Here is a 24,446-nt window from a genome sequence, read left to right on the forward strand (position 1 = left end):
TTTGAATTCCTGCAGAACAAAGAGATCGGATGGTTGGTGCGAATCCGAGCGGAATCAAAGTGAATTACACCTGCATCTTTCAGGCGGATTTCGAATTGAGTGGGCAAGCTTTTCTTGTCAATTAGGGTGGTACCGCGAAGCCTCTTCGTCCCTATTACGGAGAAGGGCTTTTTTTGTGCTCTTTTTTGAGGCTTATCATGTGTTGAGGAGAGAATGTTATGCTGCAATCGTCGAAATTGAAATTACCGGTTTGGGAAGCGGTGTTGGTGTTGCTGGTGGTATTTACATCCATCAGCATCGGGATTATCCTGCTTGGCATGAATCCGCATTTGCCCATTATATTCTCGATCATTTTCCTGATGGTCTATGGAATGTTCAAGGGCCTTCCCATTCATGAAATTGAAAAGGGCATGATTAATGGCGCGGCCTCAGGACTTGGCGCCGTCTATATCTTTTTCTTTATCGGCATGCTGATCAGCAGCTGGATGGCGAGCGGGACGATTCCGAGCCTTATGTACTATGGTTTCCATTTGTTCTCGGGTCTGCCGCTGTATTTTGCCGTATTTGTCGTTACTTCCATTGTCGGCGTAGCGATCGGCAGTGCCTTTACGACCGCGGCTACGATCGGGGTGGCGTTTATCGGGATGGCCACGGCACTGGACGCCTCTTTGGCCATTACGGCGGGCGCCATCGTTTCCGGAGCTTTCTTGGGAGATAAGATGTCCCCCCTTTCGGAAACGACAAACCTCGCTTCAGAAACTGTCGGCGTCCCACTTTTTGAACATATCAAGAACATGATGTGGACGACGGTTCCGGCGTTCATCATCTCTGCCGTTGTATTTGTAATCATCTCGCCGGAAAAAGGTCAAAAAACAAACGACATCGAAACCTTTTTGCAGGCTCTCAAAGATTTTAGCCATATCAGCTGGGTTGCCTTTATTCCGTTTATCATCGTCGCTGTCCTTGCGATGAGGAAAGTCTCTGCGATTCCTACATTATCTGCGGGAATCATCAGCAGTGTCGTGATTGCCATGATCCATGACCGCACCATCACGTTTACGGAGATGGCTGACATGTTGTTTTCCGGATTTGTCATGGAAAGCAATGTGGATCAACTGAATTCCGTGCTTTCCGGCGGCGGGATTGAAAGCATGATGTTCTCCATTTCGTTGGTATTGCTGGCGCTTGGCATGGGAGGGCTTCTGTTTTTGCTGGGGATCATTCCGGCGATTCTGGAGGCAGTTGCAGGACTATTAACAAGCGCGTCGCGCCTCATTTCCACGACCGCCTTTACGGCGATCGGCCTGAATTTCTTCGTCGGCGAGCAGTATCTGTCCATCCTGATCACAGGAAAAGCGTTTGAGGGGCAATACACCAAGCTGGGCTACAATAAAAAAGCATTATCAAGAGCTCTGGAGGATGCGGGCACCGTGATTAATCCGCTCGTGCCCTGGGGCGTAGCCGGCGTATTTATCGCAGGCGTACTCGGTGTTCCGACGGTGGAATATGTCCCGTTCGCGATCTTCTGTTTGCTGTGCCCGATCTTGACGATTTTAAGTGGTGTCACCAAGGTTGGGTTGACCAAACAATAATCGATGGCGGGAGGATTGGACAATGAGCGATTGGAAAGACCAGATCGCGGTCATGCATCTGGTTAAACAGGAACTGATGAAGCGGGACAAGGACCGGTTGTGGCCTCATCACCTGCCGGAAGTCGGTGCGACCGAAGAACAGATGCAGGAAGCCGAGAAGGCATTGGGCTTCCCGCTGGATCCTCAGTATTACGAATTCCTGATGCATGCCGACGGCTGGAAAGGGTTTTTACAGACGGTCGACCTGCTCGGCACACGCGAGCTGATGGGCTCTCCTTTAATGGATGAAGCCTTGGCCTTGCTGGGTGCCATTGAGCCGGACGTATTGGATGATAGCGGATTTTCACGGGAGCAACTGTTGCCGATTGCGGCGGGCACACATGACCGGGACCTCTTTGTCATCGCCCTTCCCGACTCCCCCGCTCCGGACACTGTCATTTGGTTTGCCGGCGAGGAAATCGAGAGGTTTGAGAGTTTTGAAGAGTACTTCCTGGCGATGGTTGATTATAACCGCGAGGAAGTAGAGGCGCTTAGTGCCGGGGGATAGATTCAAGCGATTACCTCAGCTCTCCGAGTGTTTACCTGCAGGTCCGGAGAGATGACCTCTACTCCCTGAGCTTTAACCTTCATCAATTGAATCGTCACAAACAGAAAGCAGCGACTCCGCGGATGGAGTCGCTGCTTTTCTTCATCATGCCAAGCTATATTCATACTCATAACTCTTCTTGGTATAGACGCTTCCTTCCAGGATGGTGCGCGCCGTGCGGACGACTTTGATCGAGCTGATGTTGCCGGCGATCAGGTCGACTTTGGTTTCCATGATGCCTGCCGGGTGGCCCAGACGGATGACTTCCTGCTTGGGTTCGACCAGGTCATACAGGAGCGTGTCTTTCAGAAAGATGGCCGTCGTCGAGCAGATCGCCCCTGTGATGGCCAGTGCCTGGTGCGGTTTTTGCATCGACATCATGCGGATCGTGCAGTCCATGTCTTCTGCTTTCCTGAAGGTACCGGTGACATCCGTGTAGTCCTGCGGAGGTGCGATGACGGTCATTTTAGGAACTGCCGGGGACTTCACTGTCGCCTCTTCCCTGGATGCGAATCCGCACAGTTCGGCTGCGATGGAGCGGATTTCCTCGAGTTCGTTTAGCTTTTCCTGCGATAGCTCATGAGGGAGTTCGGCGCCGGTCAGGCCGACTTCTTCCGCCAAGATGAACACGAGCGGATTGGCGGCATCGACGATCGAGATGGACACCGTTCCCTTGGACGTCATGATCTGCTCGACCGGTTTCCCTGTCGGCAGCACTTTTCCTGTGACGGCCCCTTCGGCATCCTTAAATGAGAGGTAGATCGGCGAGCCGGTACCCGGGACACCCGGAATGGAGCAGAGCCCTTCCGTTTTCACCTGCCCGTTCTCGACTTCCACTTCGGCACCGATCATTTTGTTCGTGTTCGTGTTGAAGATCCTCACTTTGGTCACCGGTTCAACGGCTGCCACCAGCCCCTGCTGGATGGCATACGGCCCTACCGCGGATGAGATGTTTCCGCAGTTCCCTTTGAAATCGACCATCTGGTGCTCGATGCTGACTTGGGCAAATGTGTATTCCACATCCACTCCGGCCAGTTTGGATTGTTTGATGATCGCCACTTTACTCGTCAGTGAATTGGCTCCGCCAAGTCCGTCAATCTGCCTGCGGTCCGGGCTTCCCATAATATCCAGAAGGAACTCCTCCCACAGGGACCGGTCTGCCGGCATATCATCAAAATTGATGAATACGCCCTTACTCGTTCCGCCTCGCATCACCACTACAGGAACTTTCATGTCACCAACCACCTTTTGCTCAATTTTTTAAATCATTTAACACCCTACTTGTAAAATTAGAGTATGATAGTTAATGTCATAAGTAAAATAGATATTTTATTTACTAAACTTATAAAAAATCTTATAACCATGAAGGGAGAATACAAGAATGGATGAAAAAGATTGGACTGCAATCAGGGTCCTATATGAAGAAAAAAATATCAGCAGGGCGGCAGAGCGCTTGTACATCTCCCAGCCGGCACTGAGTTATAGGCTCAAAAACCTGGAGACTGAGTTCGGGATGAAGATCTTTTTCAAGATCAAAGGCGGAATCGAATTCACGCCGGAAGGCACCCATCTGGCTGAATATGCGGATGAAATGATCAAAAAACTGCAGCATACCAAGGACTATATGATGAATATGCAGGGTGAGGTAAAAGGAACCTTGCGGCTGGGCGTTTCCAGTAACTTTGCCCAATATAAACTTCCGAAGATCCTGAAGGAGTTTTCCACTGAGTATCCGCAAGTCCAATTCAGCGTCAACACAGGATGGAGCACCGAAATCATGGACCTGCTGGACTCCTCCACGGTTCAGGTGGGGATTTTTCGCGGGGATTACGAGTGGTACGGGGAACGGAAATTATTGCATACCGAAAACCTGTGTCTAATATCCGCCCGAGAAATTTCGATTGAAAACTCGGCTGACCTTCCCTTCGTCAATTACAAAACCGATAATTCGTTAAAGGCGCTCATCATGGGATGGTGGCAGGATCAGTTTTCGGAGCCTCCGCGTGTCGTCATGGAGACGGACCGTCTGGAAACGTGCAAAGAGATGGTGAAGAATGATTTGGGAATCGCCGTCGTTCCTCAGATCTGCCTCCAGCCTTCAGACAATCTGCATGTCTATGAACTCTCCTATAAGAATGGCAAGCCCGTCAGCAGACATACTTGGCTGATGTATGACCAGGATTTGCTTAAACTGCCGACGGTGAAAAGCTTTGTGGAGTTTCTTGAAAATCGTGCTTCCGTATGAAAAAGCGGCGATTTTGCTTTGGATTATAAATAAATTTTTATAAAACCTCAAAAATAAAACTATTTCACTTATCCTTCTCCTTGTAATATTCTAAAAACAATACTTTTTTTCGATGCTTTTTTTGTTATCATCGATGAAAGCGATTACTTATTTTTGGAGGAGGGATTCATCCATGCTTACGTTCTTGGGCATCGCGATGGTCATTACATTTACATACCTGATTATGGCCAAAAAATTATCACCGGTCACTGCGCTTGTCGCAATTCCGATTATATTCGCAGTGATTGCCGGCTTTAGGTTAGAGCTTGGGGACATGATGATGGACGGCATAAAAGAAGTCGCTCCTTCCGCCGCCCTGTTGCTGTTCGCCATTCTGTTCTTCGGAATCTTGATTGACGCTGGATTATTTGATCCGATGATCAATACGATTACCAGATTGGTTCAGGGGGACCCTGCTAAAATCGCATTGGGTACAGCCGTTATTGCCATGACTGCTGCACTGGACGGTGATGGTACCACGACCCATATGATCACGATCTCCGCGATGTTTGCCCTGTATCTCCGGATCGGCATGAACCCTCTTATACTCGCGACGATCTCCTTGCTGGCTGTCAGTGTCGTGAGCGGACTGACGCCATGGGGCGGGCCTGCTACAAGAGCCATCGCTTCATTGGGACTGGACGCCGATGAATTCTTCCTCCCGATCATTCCTACGATGCTTGGAGGAATGGCTTCCATCCTGTTCATCGCTTATGTCCTCGGCCTAAAAGAGCGGGCAAGGCTCGGAGTCGTCGAAATAAAGGACAATTCCAATGTCTCCCTGGGAATGACTGAAATGGCTGTATCGGCTACAGCCGCTGCAGAAGAAAGCCTGAAACGCCCGAAACTACGAATCGTCAACCTGATCCTCGTTGTTACTGTCATGTCACTGCTGGTCATGGGCGTCATGCCGGTAGCCGTGCTGTTCCTGATCGGATTCGTCATCGCCTGTGTCATCAACTACCCGAACATCGATCTGCAAAAGGAACGGATTCAGGCACACGCAGGAAATGCACTGACGGTTGTTGTGCTGGTATTCGCAGCAGGGATTTTCTCGGGGATCTTCTCCGGAACAGGGATGGTCGACGCCATCTCGAATGCATTGATCGCCATCATTCCGGAATCCGCCGGCGGCTTCTTCCCGCTGATCGTCGCGATCACCAGCATGCCATTCACGTTTGTCCTGTCCAATGACGCTTACTACTTTGGTGTCCTGCCAATCTTGGCAGAAGCCGGCACAGCGTATGGCGCGAGTGCGATGGAAATCGCCCGGGCTTCCGTACTGGGACAGCCGGTACATTTCCTCAGTCCGTTGGTAGCTTCCACGCTGCTTCTGACCGGTATGGTCAAGCGCGATCTCGGGGAAATCCAGAAATTCGCCTTTAAATGGGCCTTCCTCTGCTCCGTGTTCATGATCATCGTCGCTGTTCTGACAGGCGTCATCTGATCAAAACAAAAGCCATCCAACCAGAGAAATCTGGATTTGGATGGCTTTTTGGGTGCGATGAAGTTTTACACTCTTCCTTCGTCAGGCAGTGTCCCCGTGATGACTTTAACGATCGCCTGCGCAAGCATCATGACGGTGTACAGCCTCGTGTCGTTCAAAAACTGCGAGGTCGGGAGCGGGTCGATGTAATTCACGACACCCGCAAAATGATAATCACCGACGGGCGGAAGCACTTTTTCAATTCCCTTGCCCGGCTTCAGAGGGCCTTCTTTGAAGATGACAGAGCCGGCTTCCTCCTTCGTACCGAGGGACGCATCAATGCTGAAAATAAGCGGCTCGGTGAACTGCCGGTTGATTTCCTTGATGGTTCCTTTCAGATTGAACGCGTGAACCGGGTCTTTTAATGTTCCGTATACCTTGTATGGGACCTGGCTGTCTTCAAGCATCGATCCCACAAGGGGGCCGAGGGAATCCCCGACGTACCTGTCCGATCCGATGCACAAAAAGACCACTTCCCGACCGGCGGCTGAAGCCTGCCTGATGATTTCTCCGATGGTCAGGGACAGGATCGCAATCTCTTTTTCTTCTGTTCCCCCGCTGGGTTTCAGATAAAATGGGGTGGAGTCCAAGCGTCTTTCATCATTCCCGAATAACGAAAACACTGTCATCATCCTCACGTTTTTGGCATGAACAACAATTTACTTCTATCATACCGTATCTGGAGAATGAACACTGAAAAGATGATCCGAAAGTCTATGGAAAGAAGGGGAAAAGATTGGATGAACGCGATTGGGTCCTGATCCAGACGCTGTATCAGGAAAAGAACATAACAAAGGCCGCCCAGATGCTCTACATCTCTCAGCCCGCCCTGACGAACCGACTTCATCAGCTGGAGCGGAAACTGAATGTGAGGATCGTCAACAGAGGACGGCGCGGCGTCCAGTTTACGCCGCAGGGCGAGTACCTGGCAAAGGCTGCGTCGGAAATGCTGATGTCGATTCAGCGGATCAAGGAGAATGTGCTGAATTTCGAGGACCGGCTCACCGGCACCCTAAGGCTCGCCGTCTCCAACTTCTCGACCGACTATGTCATGCCCAGCCTGCTGAAAGCTTTCAAGGAACAGTACCCGGGCATCGAGTTCAAGGTCACGACCGGCTTCAGCAGCGACATCGCGGATCTGATCTATAGCCAGGAAGTCCATATCGCGATTGTACGGGGCGACTATGCCTGGAACGGGAAGAAGCATTTGTTGTTTGAAGATACGCTGAGCATTGCTGCCGACCGGGAAATCGATATCGGGAAGCTGCCTGAGCTGCCGCGCATCGACTATCATACTGACCCGGTCCTGAAGCATTCTATTGATAATTGGTGGCATGAACACTTTTCAGAGCCACCCTTGGTCAGCATTGAGGTGGACAGGGCCGGCACTTGCAAGAAACTGGTAGCGAACGGGCTCGGATATGGGATTCTGCCTTCAATGGTCCTGAAGGGCAACGAGGAAATCCACTCGAATGTCATCCATACTGCCGACGGCAATCCGATAGTCCGCAAAACCTGGATGCTTTACCATGAGGAATCGCTGGAGCTCAATATCGTGAAGGCGTTCGTCAACTTTGTGAAGGAATCGGATGCCATGGAATGGCTGACGGATTGAAATGGGGGCATAAACTCGGGAAAGAAAAGGCTGATTTCCACTCCAGGCCCTTCGCTTACCGCGGGCGTTGCCTTAGCCTCCTCGAGCTGCGCTCTGCGGGGTCTTCGGCTAACGCTTTTCCCGCAGGTGTCTCGGGCCTTCCGTTTCAATCAGCCGCATGATGAATTTTCTGGTAGTGAGCCAACCTTATATGGCATCGAACATTCCGCATAATGATCAGTAGTACAAAAAGCCGCCGCTACTTCCGAGGAACGGATGTAGCGGCGGCTGTATTTTTCTTTATTGAGGCTCCGCTGTTGTTCAGCGGTGCTTTTTAAATCAGACTGTGACTTTTGCCTGCGAATAGTTTGCAGCGGAGGTGCCGGCTTGTTTTCCGAAGACCGCTCCGGACATGAGGCCTGAGCCGCCTGGGTAGTTGTGGTAGAAGATGCCGCCGACCATTTCGCCTGCCGCGTAGAGTCCGGCGATCGGGTTTTCCTGCTCGTCCAGGACTTCGCCTTCAGGGCTGACATGTACGCCGCCGAATGCGAAGGTGATGCCGCATGTGAGCGGGTAGGCGTAAAACGGCGCCTGGTCGAGGGTCAGTGCCCAGTTGGTCTTCGGCGGGGTGATGCCCACTGTGCCCTTGCCGTCCTTCACGGTCGGGTTGTACTCCCCTTCCTGGACTGCCGCGTTGTAAGCTTTGATCGTCTCAAGGAATTGCTCTTTGTCGACCTTCATCAGGTCAGCCAGTTCCTTGAGAGTGTCTGCCTGGAGTACCGTGGCTTCTTCGAGATTGTATTCCTTGCGCAGCATCGGACGGACCTGTGCATCAAACAGCTGGAATGCAGTCTGTTCCGGCTGCTTCAGCACTTCGCGGCCATATTTGGCATACGTATAGTTCCGGAAGTCGGCGCCTTCGTCCACGAACCGCTTTCCTTCTTTGTTGACCAAGAGTCCGAGCGGGAAGGAGGACTTTTTGTAGATATCGCCCGGCTTGTTGAAGTCCCCGACCTTTGGTGCGTTGTAGTCCGTCCCGATCGAGTGGCAGCCGTCCCACTGTCCGTGCTTTTGTGCTCCGGCGGCAAGTGCCATCTTGATGCCGTCGCCTGTATTGAACTCGGTTCCGCGGACGATCGCCGCTTCCCACTCCTTGCCCATTTCCTCGCTCCTCATTTCCTTATTGGCTTCGAAGCTGCCGGACGCCAGGACCACACTTGGTGCGCAGACGGTAACCTGCTTGCCTTCCTGTTCAAGCACCACACCAGTGACACGGCCATGGTCCAAGACCAGATCGGTCGCGCGCGAGTTGTACCAGATGTCGATGCCCAGTTCCTCGGACCGCTTGATCAGGTCATCGATCAGACCGATTCCTTTGTTCTTGGTGCGGATCGGAAGGCCGCCCCAGAAATGACGCTTGCCGTCTTTTTCGAAAGACTGGTTCTCGAAGTTCAGCTCGAACTGGACGCCCTGCTCCGCCATCCAGGCGATGGTCTCATAGGACTTAGAAATCAGCTGGTTGGCCAGCTTCGGATCGCTTCTGCCTTCCGTGACGCGCATCAGGTCCGCATGGAAATCCTCCTGTTTGTACTCGGGCATTTCGATTTTCTCCGCTTCTTCATCAGTAAGCGGAATCACTTTGCGGATGGCATCCAGGTTTTCGTAGGCAACCCGGATCGCCCCGTCCGTGAAGAAGGAGTTCCCGCCCCGCTTTTCTTTCGGGCCGCGTTCGAGGACTAGCACTTCCGCTCCGTTTTCCCTTGCAGCGATGGCCGAACACAGTGCCGCGTTCCCAGCTCCTACAACGATCACGTCGTAATTCTTTGTCATCTATATTCCTCCTGGCATTTTCCTTGATGAATCTATCGTAAGGTGAATAGAAGAATAAATAAAATATTGTTATTGTATGATTCACCATACAGAAAAGTTATGGCTGTTATAAAAAAGGAAGGTCCCGGAATTGTTGGGGACCTTCCTTTTATCGTTTTGATGAATACCCAACCAGCCGGAAAACCTGTTCGGCGGTGGTGCGTAGATTAAGTCTGGCGGTTTCGGGATCCATCGCCTCTTCTAATGAGACCACTTCCTGCAGGATGGGGAATAAGGCGGTGACTCCCTTGTCATTTAATACAGTTGCTTCTTCCGTGACACTGCCGGCAAGCGCAATGACCGGAACGCCGTGTTTCTCAGCAAGCCCGGCGACACCCATGGCCGCCTTTCCCATCGAAGACTGGGCGTCCATGCGACCTTCGCCGGTGATGACGAAGTCAGCGTTTTTCACCTTTTCCTCCAGTCCGGTCGTGTCCAGGATTAGTTCAATTCCGCTCCGGAGATCTGCATTTAGGATACCGGCGAAGGCAGCGCCGAGTCCGCCGGCCGCTCCGGCGCCAGGAATCTCCTGGATGTCCTTGCCGAGTTCTGCCTTCACCACTTCCGCGAAGTTGCGGAGACCGCTGTCCAGTACCTCTACCACCTCAGGTGTCGCGCCTTTCTGTGGTCCGTAGATATAGGCTGCTCCTTGCTTGCCGTGCAGCGGATTGTTCACGTCGCAGGCGACCTGGATGTCGAGATTTTTGATGTCGGGGTGCAGAGCTGAGACATCAGCTGAACGGATGGCGCCCAGCGCCGCCCCGCCCTGCGGCACCTCTTCCCCGGCCTCGTCCAGAAAGCGGCAGCCGAGCGCCTGCAACATCCCGACCCCAGCGTCGTTCGTTGCACTGCCGCCGAGACCGACAATAAGTGAACGGGCCCCGCGGGAGACGGCGTCCAGAATCAGCTCGCCGACACCGTAACTCGTGGACTTTAACGGATTGCGCTCAGCTTCCGGAATGAGAGGAAGCCCGCATGCTTCGGCGATTTCAATGACGGCAGTTTTGCCGTCGCCGAGAATGCCATATGCAGCATCGACCGTCTCGCCGAGCGGACCGGTCACCTGTGCCGAGATAAGTTCCCCGCCGGTGGCCTGGACAAGCGCCTCGACCGTCCCCTCCCCGCCGTCAGCGAGCGGGACGACTTCAATTTGCGCGTCGGGAATTGCCCTGCGGATGCCGGCTGCGGCCGCTTCCCCTGCCTCGGCTGAGGTGAGGCTGCCTTTAAATGAATCGATGGCGATGAGGATGTTCACCGGAATCACCTTCCTTATTCAATGAGGGGCTGCCGGATGGCAACCCCTCGTCTATTTCTTCATTCTTCTTTGTCCCCGAAAAGTCCTTTTACGCCTTACGCTTCCACATTCACCTTTGACAGGTTCTTGATGATGGCGTCAGTGATTTCAACTGTGTCCGCAGTACCGCCGATATCGCGCGTGAGGACGCCCTGGCCTGTCGTATCGGCGATCGCTTGGTTGACGCGATCCGCTTCTTCTTTCAGGCCAAGGTGATCCAGCATGAGCGCGGCACTGCCGATTGTGCCGATCGGGTTGGCAATGCCCTTGCCTGCGATGTCAGGTGCGGAACCATGCACGGATTCGAACATGCTCGGCGCGCTATGATCCGGGCTGAGGTTGGCGCTTGCCGCGATGCCGAGGGAGCCAGCAAGTGCGCTGCCGAGGTCGGACAGGATATCAGCGAACAGGTTGGATGCAACGACGACTTCGAGGTCTTCCGGATGGAGGACGAAGTGAGCCGCCATGGCGTCGACGAGCCACTGGTCGGTTTCGACATCGGGATAGTCCTTCGCGACGCGGGCGAACACTTCATCCCAGAGCACCATGCCGTACTGCTGGGCGTTACTCTTCGTCACGCTCGTGACTTTCTTGCGCTTGCGTGTGCGGGCAAGGTCGAATGCATAGCGGATGATCCGCTCGGTGCCCTTTTCCGTAAACAGCGCTGACTGGACAGCGACTTCCCCGCCGGGACCGCGACCCTGGAAGTTGCGGCCGCCGATGCCGGAGTACTCGCCTTCCGAGTTTTCACGGACGAGGATCCAGTTGAGGCTTTCCGGGTCCGGATGGTTGATGCGGTGCGGAACGCCCGGCAGGAATTCGACAGGGCGGATGTTCGCCCACTGGTCGAGGCCCTGGCAGATTGCGAGACGCAGGCCCCAAAGGCTCACATGGTCCGGCACGCCCGGGAAGCCGACCGCACCGAAATAGATTGCGTCGTAGTCCCGCATTTTCTCCACGCCGTCCTCATCCATCATCTTGCCATGCTCCAGATAATACTCGCAGCCCCACGGGAAATGGTCGTATTCAAATGCGAACTTACCGTTCGATTCCTCTGCAAGGTGATCCAGGACGCGCAGCCCCTCCTTGATGACTTCCTTACCGATCCCGTCCCCCGGAATGACTGCAATCTTAAATATCTGTTCTCCCATCGTCATGCTCCTCCTTCGTGATTGTGTTATCTGAATCTTAGATTAACGTATACATTAAAGTCAAGAGCAAAATGAAAACGGTAACAATTAACGGCGAAATATCCTTTATTTTTAGAAATTTCTCTATTTACTATTGACTATAATGTATTCATTGACTACAATCTGTTTCAAGATTTGTTTTTGAAAGCGATTTCACATTGCGCAGAGAAAAGGAGGAGAACAGTAGATGTCATTTGCTAAAAACCTGTGGGGGCAACTCTGGGTCTGGAACGATCAGGCCAAGGCCCTCTTAAAGGCGATTGTGACGCTGAACGTCATGGCCATTGTGACCACTGCCGGATCCGGTTCTTCCGGATCTGAAAAGGAAGAAGGCAGGCTGAAAAGTCCGCCGCGTGCCCCGACGTATACCATCCCACAGAAGATCGGGCTTGTCCTCGGGCCGACGCTGTTCTTATCAATCAAGCTGTTCGTCGAACCGGCCGGCATGTCAGCCGCTGCAGTCTCTGTTCTGGCGACTGTCGCTTGGGTCGCCACATGGTGGGTCACCGAAGCGATGCCGATTCCCGTCACTTCTCTCCTGCCCATCCTGCTGTTCCCGTTCCAAGGCGTGATGGATTCAGGTGCCGTGACGGCAAATTACGGCGATACGCTCATCTTTCTTTTTGCAGGAAGCTTCATGATCGCGCTTTCCATGGAGAAGTGGAACCTTCATAAGCGGGTTGCCCTTTCGATCATTAGTGCGGTCGGAACGAACCCAGCGACTATCGTGCTCGGATTCATGGCAGCCACTGCTTTCCTTTCCATGTTCATCTCCAATACGGCAACGACGATGATGATGGTACCGATCAGCCTCGCTGTCACAAAACATGTGGCGGATTCCCTGAAGGGTGATTCCTCTATTGATACGACACCGGGTAAGTTCGCCTTCGGAACGGCACTGATGCTCGGGACAGCATACTCTGCAACGATCGGAGGATTCGGCTCCATCGTCGGTGCGCCGGCTAATATCATCCTTGCCGGTACGGTAAAGACGATGTATGGCGTTGACATCTCCTTTGCCCGCTGGATGATGTTCGGACTGCCGATTGTGGCGATCCTGATCCCTCTTGTCTGGCTGTACCTCGTGAAAGTGGCGTTTCCGATCAAGGCCAAAAGCATTCCCGGCGGCAGGGACATTGTAAAGAAAGACCTCGACTCCCTTGGAAAGATGAGCTACGAAGAAAAGATTGTCCTTACGGTGTTTACGCTTACCGGCATCGCCTGGCTGACCCGCAGCTTTATTTTGAGCAAGTTCATCCCGGGCATTGATGATGCACTGATTGCACTTCTTGCAGGCATTCTGCTCTTTATGATCCCTGCGAAAAACGCGGAAGGCAGCATCATGGATTGGAACACCGCCATGAAACTGCCATGGGGCATCCTCTGGCTGTTTGGCGGAGGCCTTGCGCTTGCCGCCGGTATTATGGAATCCGGACTCGATAAGTGGATCGGCGAGCAGCTGACCGCGTTCGGAAGCCTGCCACTGATTGTCTCGATCGCTCTGATGGCCACTGTCATCTTGATCCTGACCGAGTTCACATCGAATACGGCGACCGCAACAATGGTCTATCCGATTGTTGCCGTAGCAGCCGTGTCTCTGGGAACGGACCCGATCATCCTCATGGTCGCAGCGAACATGGCCGCAACGTTTGCCTACATGTTCCCGGTTGCTGCACCGCCGAATGCCATCGTCTTCGGTACCGGATATATCAAAATGAGCAAGATGGCTGCCACCGGGTTCTGGCTGAACCTGTTCTCACTTGTGTTTACGCTCATTGTCGTCACCTACTTTGTTCCGCTTGTGTTTGGCGGGCTGATCAAATAAATGGAAAAGGGATTGGAAGCTATATGGCCTCCAATCCCTTTTATTCGTTAATGTGTTCATGTTGCTGCAAGACTTCGAGAATCTCCCTCTGGGCACGGCTCCTGTGAGACTCCATCAGCATCCGCGCGGCCTTGCCGTCTTTTGCCCTCATCGACGCAACAATCGCCCGGTGCTCGATAATCGACCGCGTTGGCACGGGCCGCTCCCCTATCGTATACAGCCGGGCCCGGTACGACTGATCCGCGTAGCTGTCGATGATGCCGGTAAGCCGCAGGTTGCCCGCACACCTGACGATCCGGTCGTGAAACTCATCGTCCAGGGACGACCACTTTTTCAGATCACCGGACCGGAGCGCCTCCTCCTGACTGTCGATGATGCTGTCCAACTGTCCGAGCAGTTCCTCTTCTGCCCGCTCCGCAGCCAGCTCGATTGCCAGCCCATCCAGCGTGCCGATGATTGCATAGATCTCTCGGAGGTCATCCGCTTCAATGGGTGCCACGATGAACCCCCGCCGCGGAACAAGTGTCAGCATTCCTTCCGTTTCAAGCCGGACGAGCGCCTCCCGCACCGGCGTCCGGCTCATCTCAAGCGCCTCGCTGATTTCCCGCTCGAGGATCGCCTGGCCCGGCGGTAGCACCAGATTCCTGATGGCCAGCCTCACCGTATGATACGCGCGCTGCGGCAGGCGGTATTCATCCAGCCCATCGAGTTGCTGCGCAAATGGTGTTAATGTCGCTGTGATCTCCATACCATCCGCTCCATTTCCTGTTGGTTTTATTATAAAGGAACGGGGGCGCTCAATCATAGCGTTTGCCAAGTGCTGATTGCATCCGGGCCTAAGCGGGTAGACATCTTTTATTCTGCATCAGGACTTGGAGTGGACATCATGAAGAAATGGCTTGTGGTTTCGGTATTATTGAATGTGCTGCTGATCGGGGCAGCAGGATTTATGATCTATATGAACGGCGGGGAGCGGTTCATCAAGGCCCAGTGGCGGGCGATGACCTCCGACAAGTCGTTTAGTGAATACTATCTGACCAAGACGTCCGTTTTTAAGGAGTCGCCGGATGCGCCGGTCGACAAGGCCTTTGTCGGTGACAGCCTGACTGATTACGGGGCGTTTGGCGAGTACTTTTCGGACGAGCGAGTGATCAATCGGGGTGTCTATGACGACACGTCCGAGCTCGTACTGAACCGCATCGATGAAGTGGCCGGGCGTGAGCCGAAGGAGGCGTACTTGATGGTCGGGATCAACGATATCATTAAGGGTGTGCGGGCGGAGACGTACGAGAAGAATCTTCGCGGGATTGTGGAAGCCTTTGATCCTGGCACAACGGAATTGACCCTATTCTCCATCCTGCCGGTGAACCACGACCTGGTCGGCAACGCGGTCAAGGACGAGGAGATTAACAATTTTAATGAGATTGTCCGGCAAATCGCAGAGGATCATGGCGCGAAGTTTGTTGATCTTCATCCCCATTTCCTGGATGCCAAGGGGCAACTGGATAAGCAGTATACAGTGGACGGCGTGCACTTGAACGGTAAGGGTTATGATGTTTGGCTGGAGAGTATGAAATGATAAAAATAAGGAAAAAGCATGCGCTGCTCTGGCGCATGCTTCATTCTGATTAAGCTACAGATTCTTTTAACGCCTGTTTCAAAAACTTGATATCATCCGTGATTTTCGACTGTACTTCTTTATCGCTGCAGCGGATTCTGTCACTATACAGGCGCAACAATTCATAAGAGAACATCATCACTTCAGGGGTTCGTTCTTTCTGTTCCATGGTCCCTCCCTCCTTCTATGAAACAATATCTGTTATTTTTTATTACCCGTTTTTGGAAAATCCAACCTAAATTCATCAATTAATTTATTTTCAAAATACTTGATTTAACGACGGAAAATTATTTAGCAGTTTCCTTACTTGTTTTGACAAGTTTGCCGGAGCAGTTAAAAAGGGAATGGAAGTTTGAATTCAAAGCGATTATCGTGCAACATCCAGGAGTGATCTATTGAGAACATTTAACTTCACTAGATTGTCGCATGACAAATGGGAGCGGGCCGCAACGGGATCGATTGCCTATTCCTCCAAAGGTGTAGACATCCGGACCGCGGATGGGCCGACGATCGATCATTTCCGGGTGCTCCGTGCAGATAAGGCTGTCATTAGCAACCTGACGGCACTAGATGGCACCTATCTCGCCTTCGGCGGCAGGTATGAGGTCGATTCAGCGGATGACGGGAGAATCTTCCTGCGTCCCTACCGTTCCAGATGAGCAGCTATAAAAACGAGGCCAACCGGAATGCCGGTCGGCCTTTTTTATGTGAACATTAATCAGCGAGGGTCTCCAAGGCAATCTTAATGTGCGCCAGGTGGTGCTCCTGATGCCAGGAGAGCTTTCTGAGCTTCGTGGAGACTTTGATCTCGCCGTTTGTCTCGTGGATGAAAGAGCGTTCCAACTGGTCATCGGTGATGCTTTGGCCAAGGGCTACGATGCGCTCATTGATTCCCTCCAACATTTTAATAGAGGGTTCAACAGGCAGTTCGGTATCAGGCAGGACCGCCCATTTGTCCTGGTCAAAGCCGGGCACGGTCGGGCTGTTGTCTGTCAGGGCCAGCCGCAAACGCTGGTACATGTTCAGCTGAGAGTCGGCGATATGGTGAACGAGCTGCCGGACGTCCCAGCTGCCTTCGCGGTATTTTCGCCCCAGTTCATCTTCATTCAGAGAGTCGACCGTCTCTCTTAGCCGGGTCGTGTACGTTTTGATCTGCTCCAGCCATCCTTGTACGTCCTCCAGCGTGACCTTTTCGGGAACGTCCAATTGGCCGATCGGGAACTTCACATCCATGCTAAAACCCCTTTTCCGAGTTTATTTCTAAATATTTCGCCATTAACCCTCAATATACCGAACAGGCTTGTCCGTTGCAATCTAATAAGCATGCCGCTTTCCAGCGCATGCCCGTCAGTCGATTTTCCGGAATTTCCTTTTGATATCCAGCACCGCTCCGTCGTTGTCTGAAAGGCGGGTTTTCTCAGCCGCTCTCGGATCGATCCGGCATGCCCGGGCGGATCCCTGTTCTTTCAGGCGGTCCATGTGCGACTTCATCTGCTGCTGCGCCCTTTGGGAGGCCGCTTCCATGAAGGCTTTATTGATGCGGCGGTTTTTCATGTTCATTCTCCTTCCTCTAATAAAAATCCTGATTGCGAAAGGGTGATGACGTGGAGGGCGCGGTCGATGTTGCTGATGAGGATGTTATGAAGTACGGAAAATAGGAAGTCGTCGCTCGTCCGGAATGCATAAGAATAGCTGGTGAAGATCGTGAAGTATTCTTCCTCTTCGAACACATGCCGGTGGACGAAGGTGTTTTTCTTCGGCCAGATGTCCGCCTCCCGGTTGACGAAAACCGAATCAGCGGAGTGCCGGGCTTTGTTGACGAGGAGCTTTATGGGCTTGGAAAGCGAATCCGTCTCTGTTCCGCTGATGATTTTATAATCAAAGCTGTGCCCGTAATGCTTCAGGTACTGGTCGGCCGTCTGCTCCAGGTATCCGGACAATAGGGATTCGTATACTTCGCCGATCGGCCGCATCCGGTCCGCTGGCTGGAAGCTTTCCTCAAGCAGCACCTCAAATACAAAGTCGTACACCTCTTGCCCCGAAAAGAACTTCATCAGCTTCGCGGGGTGGATTGACCCTTCCACTTGCCCCTTCAGCACTTCGATTCTCTTCTCGGGGCTTTCCGCTTCCAGCTCGAAGTTCATGACCTTCAGGCGCTGCAGATTCTTCATGCCGAGGCGTGCGACGACAAAAAACAGGATCCAAAGCAGGATCAGGCAGGCGCTGACCGAGATTTTCTGAAGCTCAGGGGAGTCCCCAATCGCCACAAGGGCCAACTTGAACAAACTGAGCTTTTCCAGCTCCGCCTCTGTGAATTCCCTGACTCCGTCAAAGGCCAGCACATTACGGAAGATGACCCCCAGCAAAAACAGCAGCCCCGCAAAGTAAAGCCCGTGCGGCAGGTACCGTGTCAAAAAGGGCCGCAGCCTGGCTGACCAGAAGGCTTTCCACATCGCATCCCCTCCTCCGTACAGTGTATGCAACGCTTCACCGGTTCTTCTCCGCTGACGTCTGGCAAATGGTAAAACAGGACCCGAAAACAGCAAAAGGAGCCTGATCGGCTCCCTCATTAAGATGATTACGTCCTATTAACCATGATAGTGGCTATCCCAAGAATGGGATTCCGGCTGGCCATGTTCATGACCGTGCAGCGCCCAATACATCTGCACGAGCTGCATTTCATACTGAACGTGCATCTTGTAGAAATAAATATGCTTTTCCGGGTCACTGTGTTCGTAAAACTTCGCCAATGTGCCATACAGACTCGTCATTTGAAGAAGCTGGGCCAATCTCGGATCCACAAGATCTCTCCTTTAATAGGGAATCAAGTGCATCCTATGCATTTGTCAGGGTTGGGATTGGGCGGATCGGTTTTCCGCCCGCTCCCCGTGGATCAGCAGCCGCTGGTAATTGTGGCGGTACGGGTGGCACGTCAGCAAGGTTGCCAGGTCCTTCCCCTCGCGGATTTCAAGGGAATCGGTGTCGGTCGGATAGATCACTTCCTGTTCCGTCACCCGGTACTCCAGCGTTTCCCCCATCGTATGGATGTAGAAAACATCACCGGGATACAGCTGGTCGAGGTCGCGGAACATCGCCTTCGTGCTCATGCCGCGATGGCCGGCGAGAACAGTATGCGTGCTCGTTCCGCCGAGCGGCAGCGAGGAGCCTTCGACCTGCCCGACCCCCTTGCTGAGAACGGCTTCCGATGAGCCGAGGTAAATCGGGATCCACAGATTTAGCTTCGGAATCTCAATGGCGCCGAACATATTCTTGTCGTCAAAACCAAGGTCGTGGTAAGTCGTCATCAGTTCCTGATGGTCGCCCCATGGGTCTCGCAGCCCCTCAAGGTCCCGGGAGATTTCTTCATTGTATTGGCGGGCACGGTCTAGCAGATTTTCCACATCGTCATCTGGCAGATCGTCAAGAGTGGTCCGAAACTCCTCCACCTGGGTGCGCTGAAGCTGGCTGTTGGTGAACTGGGCGATGTGCGGGTAGAGGAGGATGAGGAGGCCGATGGCGAACAGGACAAGGCTCCATTTATGCTTCATCTTGTTCAACCTTTCCTTTTCTGCGTCTGCGGAACAAGACAGTCAATGTAATGGCGAACAGAATCAGCACAGCCGCTCCGATGTAAATGAAAAGTTGTTGCTCTTCCTGCTGTTCGCTGATTTCTTCGCTCTTCTTTTCGTCTTCTGCTTCGTAAGGGACACGTTTACCGGTAACAAGCAGACGGTGCGTGTTAATCATATACGGGTCGCATGTCAGGAGGGTCACGAGGTCTTCGTTCTCCTCCATCCGGAGCCAGTCGGTTTCGTGCGGGAGGACGACGTTAATGTCGGACACCTCATAGGCCATCTTCTCCCCAAGTACCTCAATATAAAACCGGTCCCCTTCCTCCATATCCCCAAGATTCCGGAACAGCTTTGATGACGGCAGTCCCCGATGGGCAGTCAGCACGCTATGCGTTCCCGCCCCACCCGTAGGCAACGACGACTGCTTCAGGTGGCCAACTCCTTTTGATAGCACTTCTTCGCTCGTTCCGTGGTAAATCGGCAGTTCCTCACCGATTGTCGGGATTTCCACGCTGCCGATGGCCGGACCAATGTTCAGTGCATCATAGTAGCTCCGGTCCTCTCCGGTCCCGCCTGCACTGCCGCCTTCTGCGAACGGATCGTCGAAATCCATCTCTACGCCGGCCAGCTCCTGATTGTGCCGGACGGCCTTTTCCCTTTCCCTTTCAATCTCCTTGGAATCCATCCTTTTAACCGTCTCCGAATACTCCTGTACGACGGAACGGTGGACCTGCGTCGAAAAAATATTGCTTATCATAGGGTAGGAAAATATGGCCAGGCCGATCAGGAACAGGATAATGAGGATTTTCTTCATAGATTCCCACCCTATCATAAGGAAATTTTGTAGACAGAAATAAAAACAGGGGAGAGTAACCTCCCCCATTGGTTGGGTTAAGCGGTCGTTTCAGACTTGCGGCGTCGGAAGTAAAGCACCAATGCTGCGCCCATGAGGGTCAGGCCCACACTGGAGAAAAGGACTGTTCCGATGCCGCCGGTTGTCGGGAGGAGCCAGCCGGACTTGGAGTTTTCGACTTTATACTTCGCGTCCTTTTTGTTCTCGATGACTACTTCGATCGGCTTAGTGAGAAGGCGATATGACTTCAAGCCCTCTTCATCTTCATACGTCGGTGCTTTTGTTTCATGAAGCTGGTAAGTGCCCGGCGTCAGGCCTTTAATGATAAATGTGCCATCTTCACGGGTTACAAGGTTGTCGAGCGCGCCGCTGATTACTGTACCGTTAAGCGTCACAACCCCACCCGCTTGGGACGTATTGATGACATTACCGGCCATGTCGGTGAGTTTGAATACTGCACCCTTAAGTTTCTTTTGATCGGCAGCATCCACTTTTGTGATTTCCAGGCCGCCATCCGTCGGAGTAACCACCGGCGGCTCTTTAGGCTTCTCCTTGTCTGAGAACCATCCACGGTCATTGTCGAATGTTAGTGTCGCAGTGTTCGGAATACCAGTTTCAGTAGATTCAAGCTTAGCATCCGGACGGATCTTGGCTGCGAACGTGATTTTGATTTCCTGTCCCGGTGTCAGCTTAGAGAAGTCCTTTACAGACCAAGTCAGCAGTTGACCATTCTCTGTGAATTCGAAGGCTCCATCAGACGCTCCAGTCACTTCCCATGAACCAGCATACTGGAGGCGGCTGTCCAGATTGTCCGTTACGATAAGCGTCTTATATTTATGGATATCCTTCGGCGCCTTGATGGTGATGTTGTAGTTGAACACTTGATTGCGGTCGACATCCAGCTGTTTTTTGCCTTCCGCATCTTTATCTATTTCTGGGCTGATGTAGTTGGTCACGGTGCCGTTATTGGCGAAGCCGTCCACATTGGTCCACTCGACAACGATTTTCTGATTGATGTCTTCTGATTTCTTAACTTGGAATTTAATTTTAGTGTTGTTGAGCGCGTAACCATCAGGTACATCGGTTTCCTGGAAGTAGTAGTTGCCTGAACCAAGGCTTTCGATATTGATGTTTCCATCTGAATTCGTTATTAATCCTTCTTTGAAAGGAGTGCTTTCTCCCTCTTTGTACAGGTTAAAGGTTACTCCAGCGAGCGCATCCCCGGTCTCATCTACTTTCTTCAGCGTTACATTAGAGCGGATGATCTCGTTTTTCGGATAGATATGAACGTTGTAGTTCAGGGACGAGCCATCTTTGCTCGTCATAGGAATATCGACGAAGTATGTTTTCGGATTGAGGAGGACGTGTTCAGGGCCTTTAGTTTCTGTAACTGAGTATCGGCCCAGTTCAAGGCCATTACCCGACGTGAAAACTACGATTCCGTTCTCATTTGTAGTTTCTTTAAGTGTCGGGCCATCAGCCAGTTCCGTCCACTTATCCGTTGCCGGATCATACGAGTGTGTTTGCTTTAAAGTGAACTCGACGCCTTGAATTGGATCACCTTCTACCTGTTGCTCCGGCGAACCGTTTCCTGGACCGCCAGCCTCTGTTCCCGGTTCCTTCTCAAATTTATGGATGACCAACTGATAATCAGTTGGACCCCCACTAGCAAACACCATCTGCGGTAAAAACACCGACATTACCAGCACGAACACAAACAACAGCCTGGATGATTTTTTCCGGGCAGCCCCCATTTTCATTTCCCCTCTCATTCTTCTTCATCTCTTCTTCTAAACAGCATGAATCCTGCAGTCGCCATCAGGACCGCTCCGGCTCCGTAAAACAGCGTCGTACCCACCCCCCCAGTGTTCGGCAGTTCCCAGCCGATCCGGGTGTTGACCACTTTCTTCTCCACATTCAGCGAGTCGGCTCCGATTGTTACTTCGACTGGATTTGCAGACAGGCGGTAGCCTTCGGGCGCTTTCGTTTCAACGAGTGTGTAGTTGCCCCATTCGAGATTCCCGAAGGTGATTTTTCCATCCGTGCCGGATGTTCCGGTACCAGCTGTTTCTCCGTCTGCATCGCGCAGTTCAAACGTTGCGCCCGCAAGCGGCTGGTCGCTTTCATCGACTTTGAGCACAGTGAGCATGGCGGCCTGGGCCGTGTTCGTGACGATGAACGCTCCCTCTTCGTCTCTGCTGTAGCTGACCTCGTATTCCGCGGGAACTTGAAGTTCCTCAACCGAGTAAACGATCTCTTCTCCCGTTACCGGATGGTACCTCGGGAGGTCGGTGAATGATGCCGCCCAGCTAGTCTCCTCAGACAGGGTAAGGGTTTGCTCTGTCGCTTCCCTGTCTGCGATCAGCTGGATGGTAACGGGACCTGCTTTCGGACCCACCCACTTTTTCACGACATTCACCTGTGTCGTAGAGGTGCTCGTATTCGTGAAGATGAATCCTGCTTCCATGGAACCGGTCTTGACTGATGAATAGCCGTCCATTTCCAATTCTTCTACGTCATAGGCAATTGGGTTTCCAGTCCGGTCATCCAGCTTGTTTACGGTGAACGATCCGGTCCAGTTGTTCGCTTCATTCAGCACGACTGTCTGATCGGTGTCCGCTCCATCTTTAGTCAGCCGGACCGTAGCTGATTCCCCGGTCGGTCCGATCCACCGCTTCTCAACCTGGATGATGCGTTGTACCGGTTCATAGGTGTTGGTGACGGTCAGGCCGTTAATGGTCTTTACATAATTCACAGGGACCTTTGCTTCATCCGCCGTAAACACATATGGCCGTCCGAACGGGTTGTACTTCGGGACCTGCAGCCAGGTATGGGACCAGGCTTCGGTTTCCGTTCCGTTCACCGTCTGGGTCTCCAAGATTCTCCGTGCTTCACCATCTGCCTGCGCAATCAGTTGCAGGTCGATTGGCGGCCGCTCCGTCCCGCCTACCCAGGCTTTGTTGGCGGTTACGTCAGTGGTTGGGATCGTGACGACCAACTTATCGCCGACATCATGGCCATTTCCGATTCCGTCAATAAAGAACGGATAGTGTTGTTTGTCTTCCAGGAAGAGCTTCGAGGCGTCGAACTTGAACACGGTCCAATGCGCGTCTTTGGTGTTGCCGTTCAGGCCTTCTTCAGGCTGATAATCCTTTCCACTCACACGTATCGGTACTTTGGCAGCGTAAGTGTCCCGATCGTGTGCCAGCAGTCCATCCAACGTCATAAATTCCAGCTCATGAGTCGATTTGACCGCGGAGTAGACCGTATTGCCCGTCGCCCACAGGAGGACCGGAATCGTGTGGGCATTTGTCGAGATGCCTTCCATCGTAGTCGGAATGACAACCCCGTTCGGATCAGGGCTGTATTCGCCGGAAGCCGCGGACAGACCGGCTTTAGGCGGCGTCAGTTCGGTGAGTGTATCCTCTTCTAACTGTTCATCTGATTCGTCTGCCTCATCCGGAACCACTGAGTCGTCGACAACCACAGGTGCCGATGACGAATCCGGCAAGACAGCATCAGGCTCGGTGTCCGCCGGCCAGTCGGCCGTGTCGTTAATCACAACTGGAGCTGACGGCTGGTCCGCGGGTGCCTCTTCTTCATCTTTTGGCGGCCAGTTGTCGTCGATAATCACCGGTGCGGACGGTTGATCAGCAGGGGGTTGCTCCTCCACTTCTTCTTCCTCCGGCTGTGCCCCAGGCTCATCCGAAGGTTCCGCCGGTTGATCGGCAGGGGCTTCAGGCTGTTCGGCCGGCTGCCCGCCCGGGACATCCTGATCCTCGGTCGCTCCCTCCGATGGCTCTTCAGCCGGCTGGTCCGGGCTATCAGCAGGAGGGGCTTCCGGACCTGACTGATCCTCTTCCGGCAGGGCGCCTGAATCTTCTTCTGCAGGCAGTTCCTCCGGCTCATCCGTTTCTTCCGGTGCCGCCTCCGGCTCTGGCTCAGGGGTTTCCGGCTTGATGGCTTCCGCCTGATGGCTCGCCTTAAAGTCCCCATCCGGATAGGAAGCTGTCACACGAATCTCACAGATTAGTAGAGTCGGATCGGTGATCGCGGCCGTCAGGTCCAACCGAATAGTTCCACTGCCAGGCCCTGCTGTGACGTCATAGCCGTCCGCAGTTTGGCTGACATGGGCATTTCCGCTGTCCGTCACTGTTCCTGGTGTCAGTCCTGCGCCCAGACGAATCGCTGCCCGGATCTCTTCATGTTCCCCACCGGCTGCATTCAGCGTGATTCGCCATGTCACGGATTCCGGGGACTGATCAAACAGTTCTGCCTGCACCCTCCCCGAATCATCCGTCTGGCCCGCTGAAACCCCGGTCCAATACGGAATGGCGAGTTGTAGGGCCAACAGCACGCAGAGCATAACCGAAAGCCCCCTCAATTTCCGCATACGGTTCCCTCCTTTCCATCCGAATCTATGCGCAGACCTCTCCCATACTGGTCCTTAATTACTGCACAAAACTATATTTATGCTAGACAGAAAGGAATAATGACCTAATATATAAATTTATTTATTCTGAAATCAGGAAAGTAAATGAACCTTTATCCCCACCATAATGGTGTATTAATTATTTCTAAATTGCATAGACTGATTTCATCACAGGGCCGCGGCACCGCCCTGTCCTGCGCGCATGGGCACTTTCGACGGAAGGTGGAAAATAAAAACGCGCCGCTCCGGCC

The 24,446-nt window shown here is 52.9% G+C and carries 23 protein-coding genes; 8 read left to right on the plus strand and 15 right to left on the minus strand.

Going from position 1 to position 24,446, the window contains the following annotated elements:
* Window positions 1-218: 218 nt before the first annotated feature.
* Together nhaC and BMX91_RS04175 are read left to right on the plus strand one after the other, a co-directional pair.
* Window positions 219-1,592, plus strand: coding sequence for a Na+/H+ antiporter NhaC (nhaC, locus tag BMX91_RS04170; protein WP_092050233.1), 1,374 nt, complete (start codon window positions 219-221; stop codon window positions 1,590-1,592).
* A 22-nt stretch (window positions 1,593-1,614) separates the two neighbouring features.
* On the plus strand, window positions 1,615-2,139 hold the full coding sequence (locus tag BMX91_RS04175) for an SMI1/KNR4 family protein (RefSeq protein WP_092050235.1): 525 nt from the start codon (window positions 1,615-1,617) through the stop codon (window positions 2,137-2,139).
* Between the two features lie 144 nt (window positions 2,140-2,283).
* Here BMX91_RS04175 and BMX91_RS04180 read toward each other — a convergent pair whose 3' ends face one another.
* The gene (locus BMX91_RS04180) at window positions 2,284-3,411 is read right to left on the minus strand and encodes a 2-methylaconitate cis-trans isomerase PrpF family protein (protein ID WP_092050237.1); all 1,128 of its coding nucleotides are present in this window, start codon (window positions 3,409-3,411) and stop codon (window positions 2,284-2,286) included.
* A gap of 148 nt (window positions 3,412-3,559) precedes the next feature.
* Between BMX91_RS04180 and BMX91_RS04185 the strand changes: the two genes are divergently transcribed.
* Together BMX91_RS04185 and BMX91_RS04190 are read left to right on the plus strand one after the other, a co-directional pair.
* Entirely contained in the window at window positions 3,560-4,423 is an 864-nt protein-coding gene (locus BMX91_RS04185; RefSeq protein ID WP_092050240.1) for a LysR family transcriptional regulator, read from the plus strand.
* 172 nt (window positions 4,424-4,595) lie between these two features.
* Window positions 4,596-5,909 carry a CitMHS family transporter gene (locus BMX91_RS04190; RefSeq protein WP_092050242.1) on the plus strand — a complete coding sequence of 438 codons (1,314 nt, stop codon included), beginning with the start codon at window positions 4,596-4,598 and terminating at the stop codon, window positions 5,907-5,909.
* A 65-nt stretch (window positions 5,910-5,974) separates the two neighbouring features.
* On the opposite strand, the gene yyaC is transcribed toward BMX91_RS04190, so the two are convergent.
* A complete protein-coding gene (yyaC, locus tag BMX91_RS04195) occupies window positions 5,975-6,571 on the minus strand; it encodes a spore protease YyaC (protein WP_245744242.1) in 597 nt (198 codons plus the stop codon).
* Between the two features lie 113 nt (window positions 6,572-6,684).
* Between yyaC and BMX91_RS04200 the strand changes: the two genes are divergently transcribed.
* Window positions 6,685-7,563: a LysR family transcriptional regulator gene (locus BMX91_RS04200; protein WP_092050244.1), complete on the plus strand. Its 879-nt coding sequence runs from the start codon at window positions 6,685-6,687 to the stop codon at window positions 7,561-7,563.
* Between the two features lie 318 nt (window positions 7,564-7,881).
* Here the strand turns inward: BMX91_RS04200 and tcuA are convergent, their stop codons facing one another.
* The 3 genes from tcuA to BMX91_RS04215 form a co-directional block, all read right to left on the minus strand.
* Window positions 7,882-9,372, minus strand: a complete 1,491-nt coding sequence (tcuA, locus tag BMX91_RS04205; RefSeq protein ID WP_092050246.1) for an FAD-dependent tricarballylate dehydrogenase TcuA — start codon at window positions 9,370-9,372, stop codon at window positions 7,882-7,884.
* Between the two features lie 148 nt (window positions 9,373-9,520).
* The gene (locus BMX91_RS04210; protein WP_092050248.1) at window positions 9,521-10,666 is read right to left on the minus strand and encodes a glycerate kinase family protein; all 1,146 of its coding nucleotides are present in this window, start codon (window positions 10,664-10,666) and stop codon (window positions 9,521-9,523) included.
* A gap of 95 nt (window positions 10,667-10,761) precedes the next feature.
* Window positions 10,762-11,856 carry a tartrate dehydrogenase gene (locus tag BMX91_RS04215; protein ID WP_177168263.1) on the minus strand — a complete coding sequence of 365 codons (1,095 nt, stop codon included), beginning with the start codon at window positions 11,854-11,856 and terminating at the stop codon, window positions 10,762-10,764.
* A gap of 226 nt (window positions 11,857-12,082) precedes the next feature.
* On the opposite strand from BMX91_RS04215, the gene BMX91_RS04220 reads away from it, so the two are divergent.
* On the plus strand, window positions 12,083-13,720 hold the full coding sequence (locus tag BMX91_RS04220; RefSeq protein ID WP_092050252.1) for an SLC13 family permease: 1,638 nt from the start codon (window positions 12,083-12,085) through the stop codon (window positions 13,718-13,720).
* Window positions 13,721-13,760: 40 nt separating this feature from the next.
* Here the strand turns inward: BMX91_RS04220 and BMX91_RS04225 are convergent, their stop codons facing one another.
* On the minus strand, window positions 13,761-14,468 hold the full coding sequence (locus BMX91_RS04225; protein WP_092050254.1) for a GntR family transcriptional regulator: 708 nt from the start codon (window positions 14,466-14,468) through the stop codon (window positions 13,761-13,763).
* A 138-nt stretch (window positions 14,469-14,606) separates the two neighbouring features.
* Here BMX91_RS04225 and BMX91_RS04230 point away from each other — a divergent pair, with 138 nt between their 5' ends.
* Window positions 14,607-15,299, plus strand: coding sequence for a GDSL-type esterase/lipase family protein (locus tag BMX91_RS04230; protein WP_092050256.1), 693 nt, complete (start codon window positions 14,607-14,609; stop codon window positions 15,297-15,299).
* Between the two features lie 49 nt (window positions 15,300-15,348).
* Here BMX91_RS04230 and BMX91_RS15700 read toward each other — a convergent pair whose 3' ends face one another.
* Entirely contained in the window at window positions 15,349-15,507 is a 159-nt protein-coding gene (locus BMX91_RS15700; RefSeq protein WP_177168264.1) for a hypothetical protein, read from the minus strand.
* A 226-nt stretch (window positions 15,508-15,733) separates the two neighbouring features.
* Here BMX91_RS15700 and BMX91_RS04235 point away from each other — a divergent pair, with 226 nt between their 5' ends.
* Window positions 15,734-15,997, plus strand: a complete 264-nt coding sequence (locus tag BMX91_RS04235) for a hypothetical protein (RefSeq protein ID WP_143059348.1) — start codon at window positions 15,734-15,736, stop codon at window positions 15,995-15,997.
* 55 nt (window positions 15,998-16,052) lie between these two features.
* Here the strand turns inward: BMX91_RS04235 and BMX91_RS04240 are convergent, their stop codons facing one another.
* The 8 genes from BMX91_RS04240 to BMX91_RS04275 form a co-directional block, all read right to left on the minus strand.
* On the minus strand, window positions 16,053-16,571 hold the full coding sequence (locus BMX91_RS04240; RefSeq protein ID WP_092050261.1) for a YfiT family bacillithiol transferase: 519 nt from the start codon (window positions 16,569-16,571) through the stop codon (window positions 16,053-16,055).
* 114 nt (window positions 16,572-16,685) lie between these two features.
* Complete coding sequence (locus BMX91_RS04245; protein ID WP_092050263.1) at window positions 16,686-16,898, minus strand: hypothetical protein; 213 nt, start codon at window positions 16,896-16,898, stop codon at window positions 16,686-16,688.
* Complete coding sequence (locus BMX91_RS04250; RefSeq protein ID WP_092050266.1) at window positions 16,895-17,791, minus strand: hypothetical protein; 897 nt, start codon at window positions 17,789-17,791, stop codon at window positions 16,895-16,897. Before BMX91_RS04250 ends, BMX91_RS04245 begins: the two co-directional genes overlap by 4 nt.
* Window positions 17,792-17,926: 135 nt before the next feature.
* Window positions 17,927-18,139: a hypothetical protein gene (locus tag BMX91_RS04255; protein ID WP_092050268.1), complete on the minus strand. Its 213-nt coding sequence runs from the start codon at window positions 18,137-18,139 to the stop codon at window positions 17,927-17,929.
* Window positions 18,140-18,184: 45 nt separating this feature from the next.
* A complete protein-coding gene (locus BMX91_RS04260) occupies window positions 18,185-18,886 on the minus strand; it encodes a class C sortase (protein ID WP_092050270.1) in 702 nt (233 codons plus the stop codon).
* Window positions 18,876-19,724, minus strand: a complete 849-nt coding sequence (locus BMX91_RS04265) for a class C sortase (RefSeq protein ID WP_092050273.1) — start codon at window positions 19,722-19,724, stop codon at window positions 18,876-18,878. Before BMX91_RS04265 ends, BMX91_RS04260 begins: the two co-directional genes overlap by 11 nt.
* 77 nt (window positions 19,725-19,801) lie before the next feature.
* Complete coding sequence (locus BMX91_RS04270) at window positions 19,802-21,535, minus strand: SpaH/EbpB family LPXTG-anchored major pilin (protein ID WP_092050791.1); 1,734 nt, start codon at window positions 21,533-21,535, stop codon at window positions 19,802-19,804.
* Window positions 21,532-24,156: a Cna B-type domain-containing protein gene (locus tag BMX91_RS04275; RefSeq protein WP_092050275.1), complete on the minus strand. Its 2,625-nt coding sequence runs from the start codon at window positions 24,154-24,156 to the stop codon at window positions 21,532-21,534. Before BMX91_RS04275 ends, BMX91_RS04270 begins: the two co-directional genes overlap by 4 nt.
* Window positions 24,157-24,446: the final 290 nt, after the last annotated feature.

The organism is Bhargavaea ginsengi, assembly GCF_900109165.1.
GTDB lineage: Bacteria > Bacillota > Bacilli > Bacillales_A > Planococcaceae > Bhargavaea > Bhargavaea ginsengi.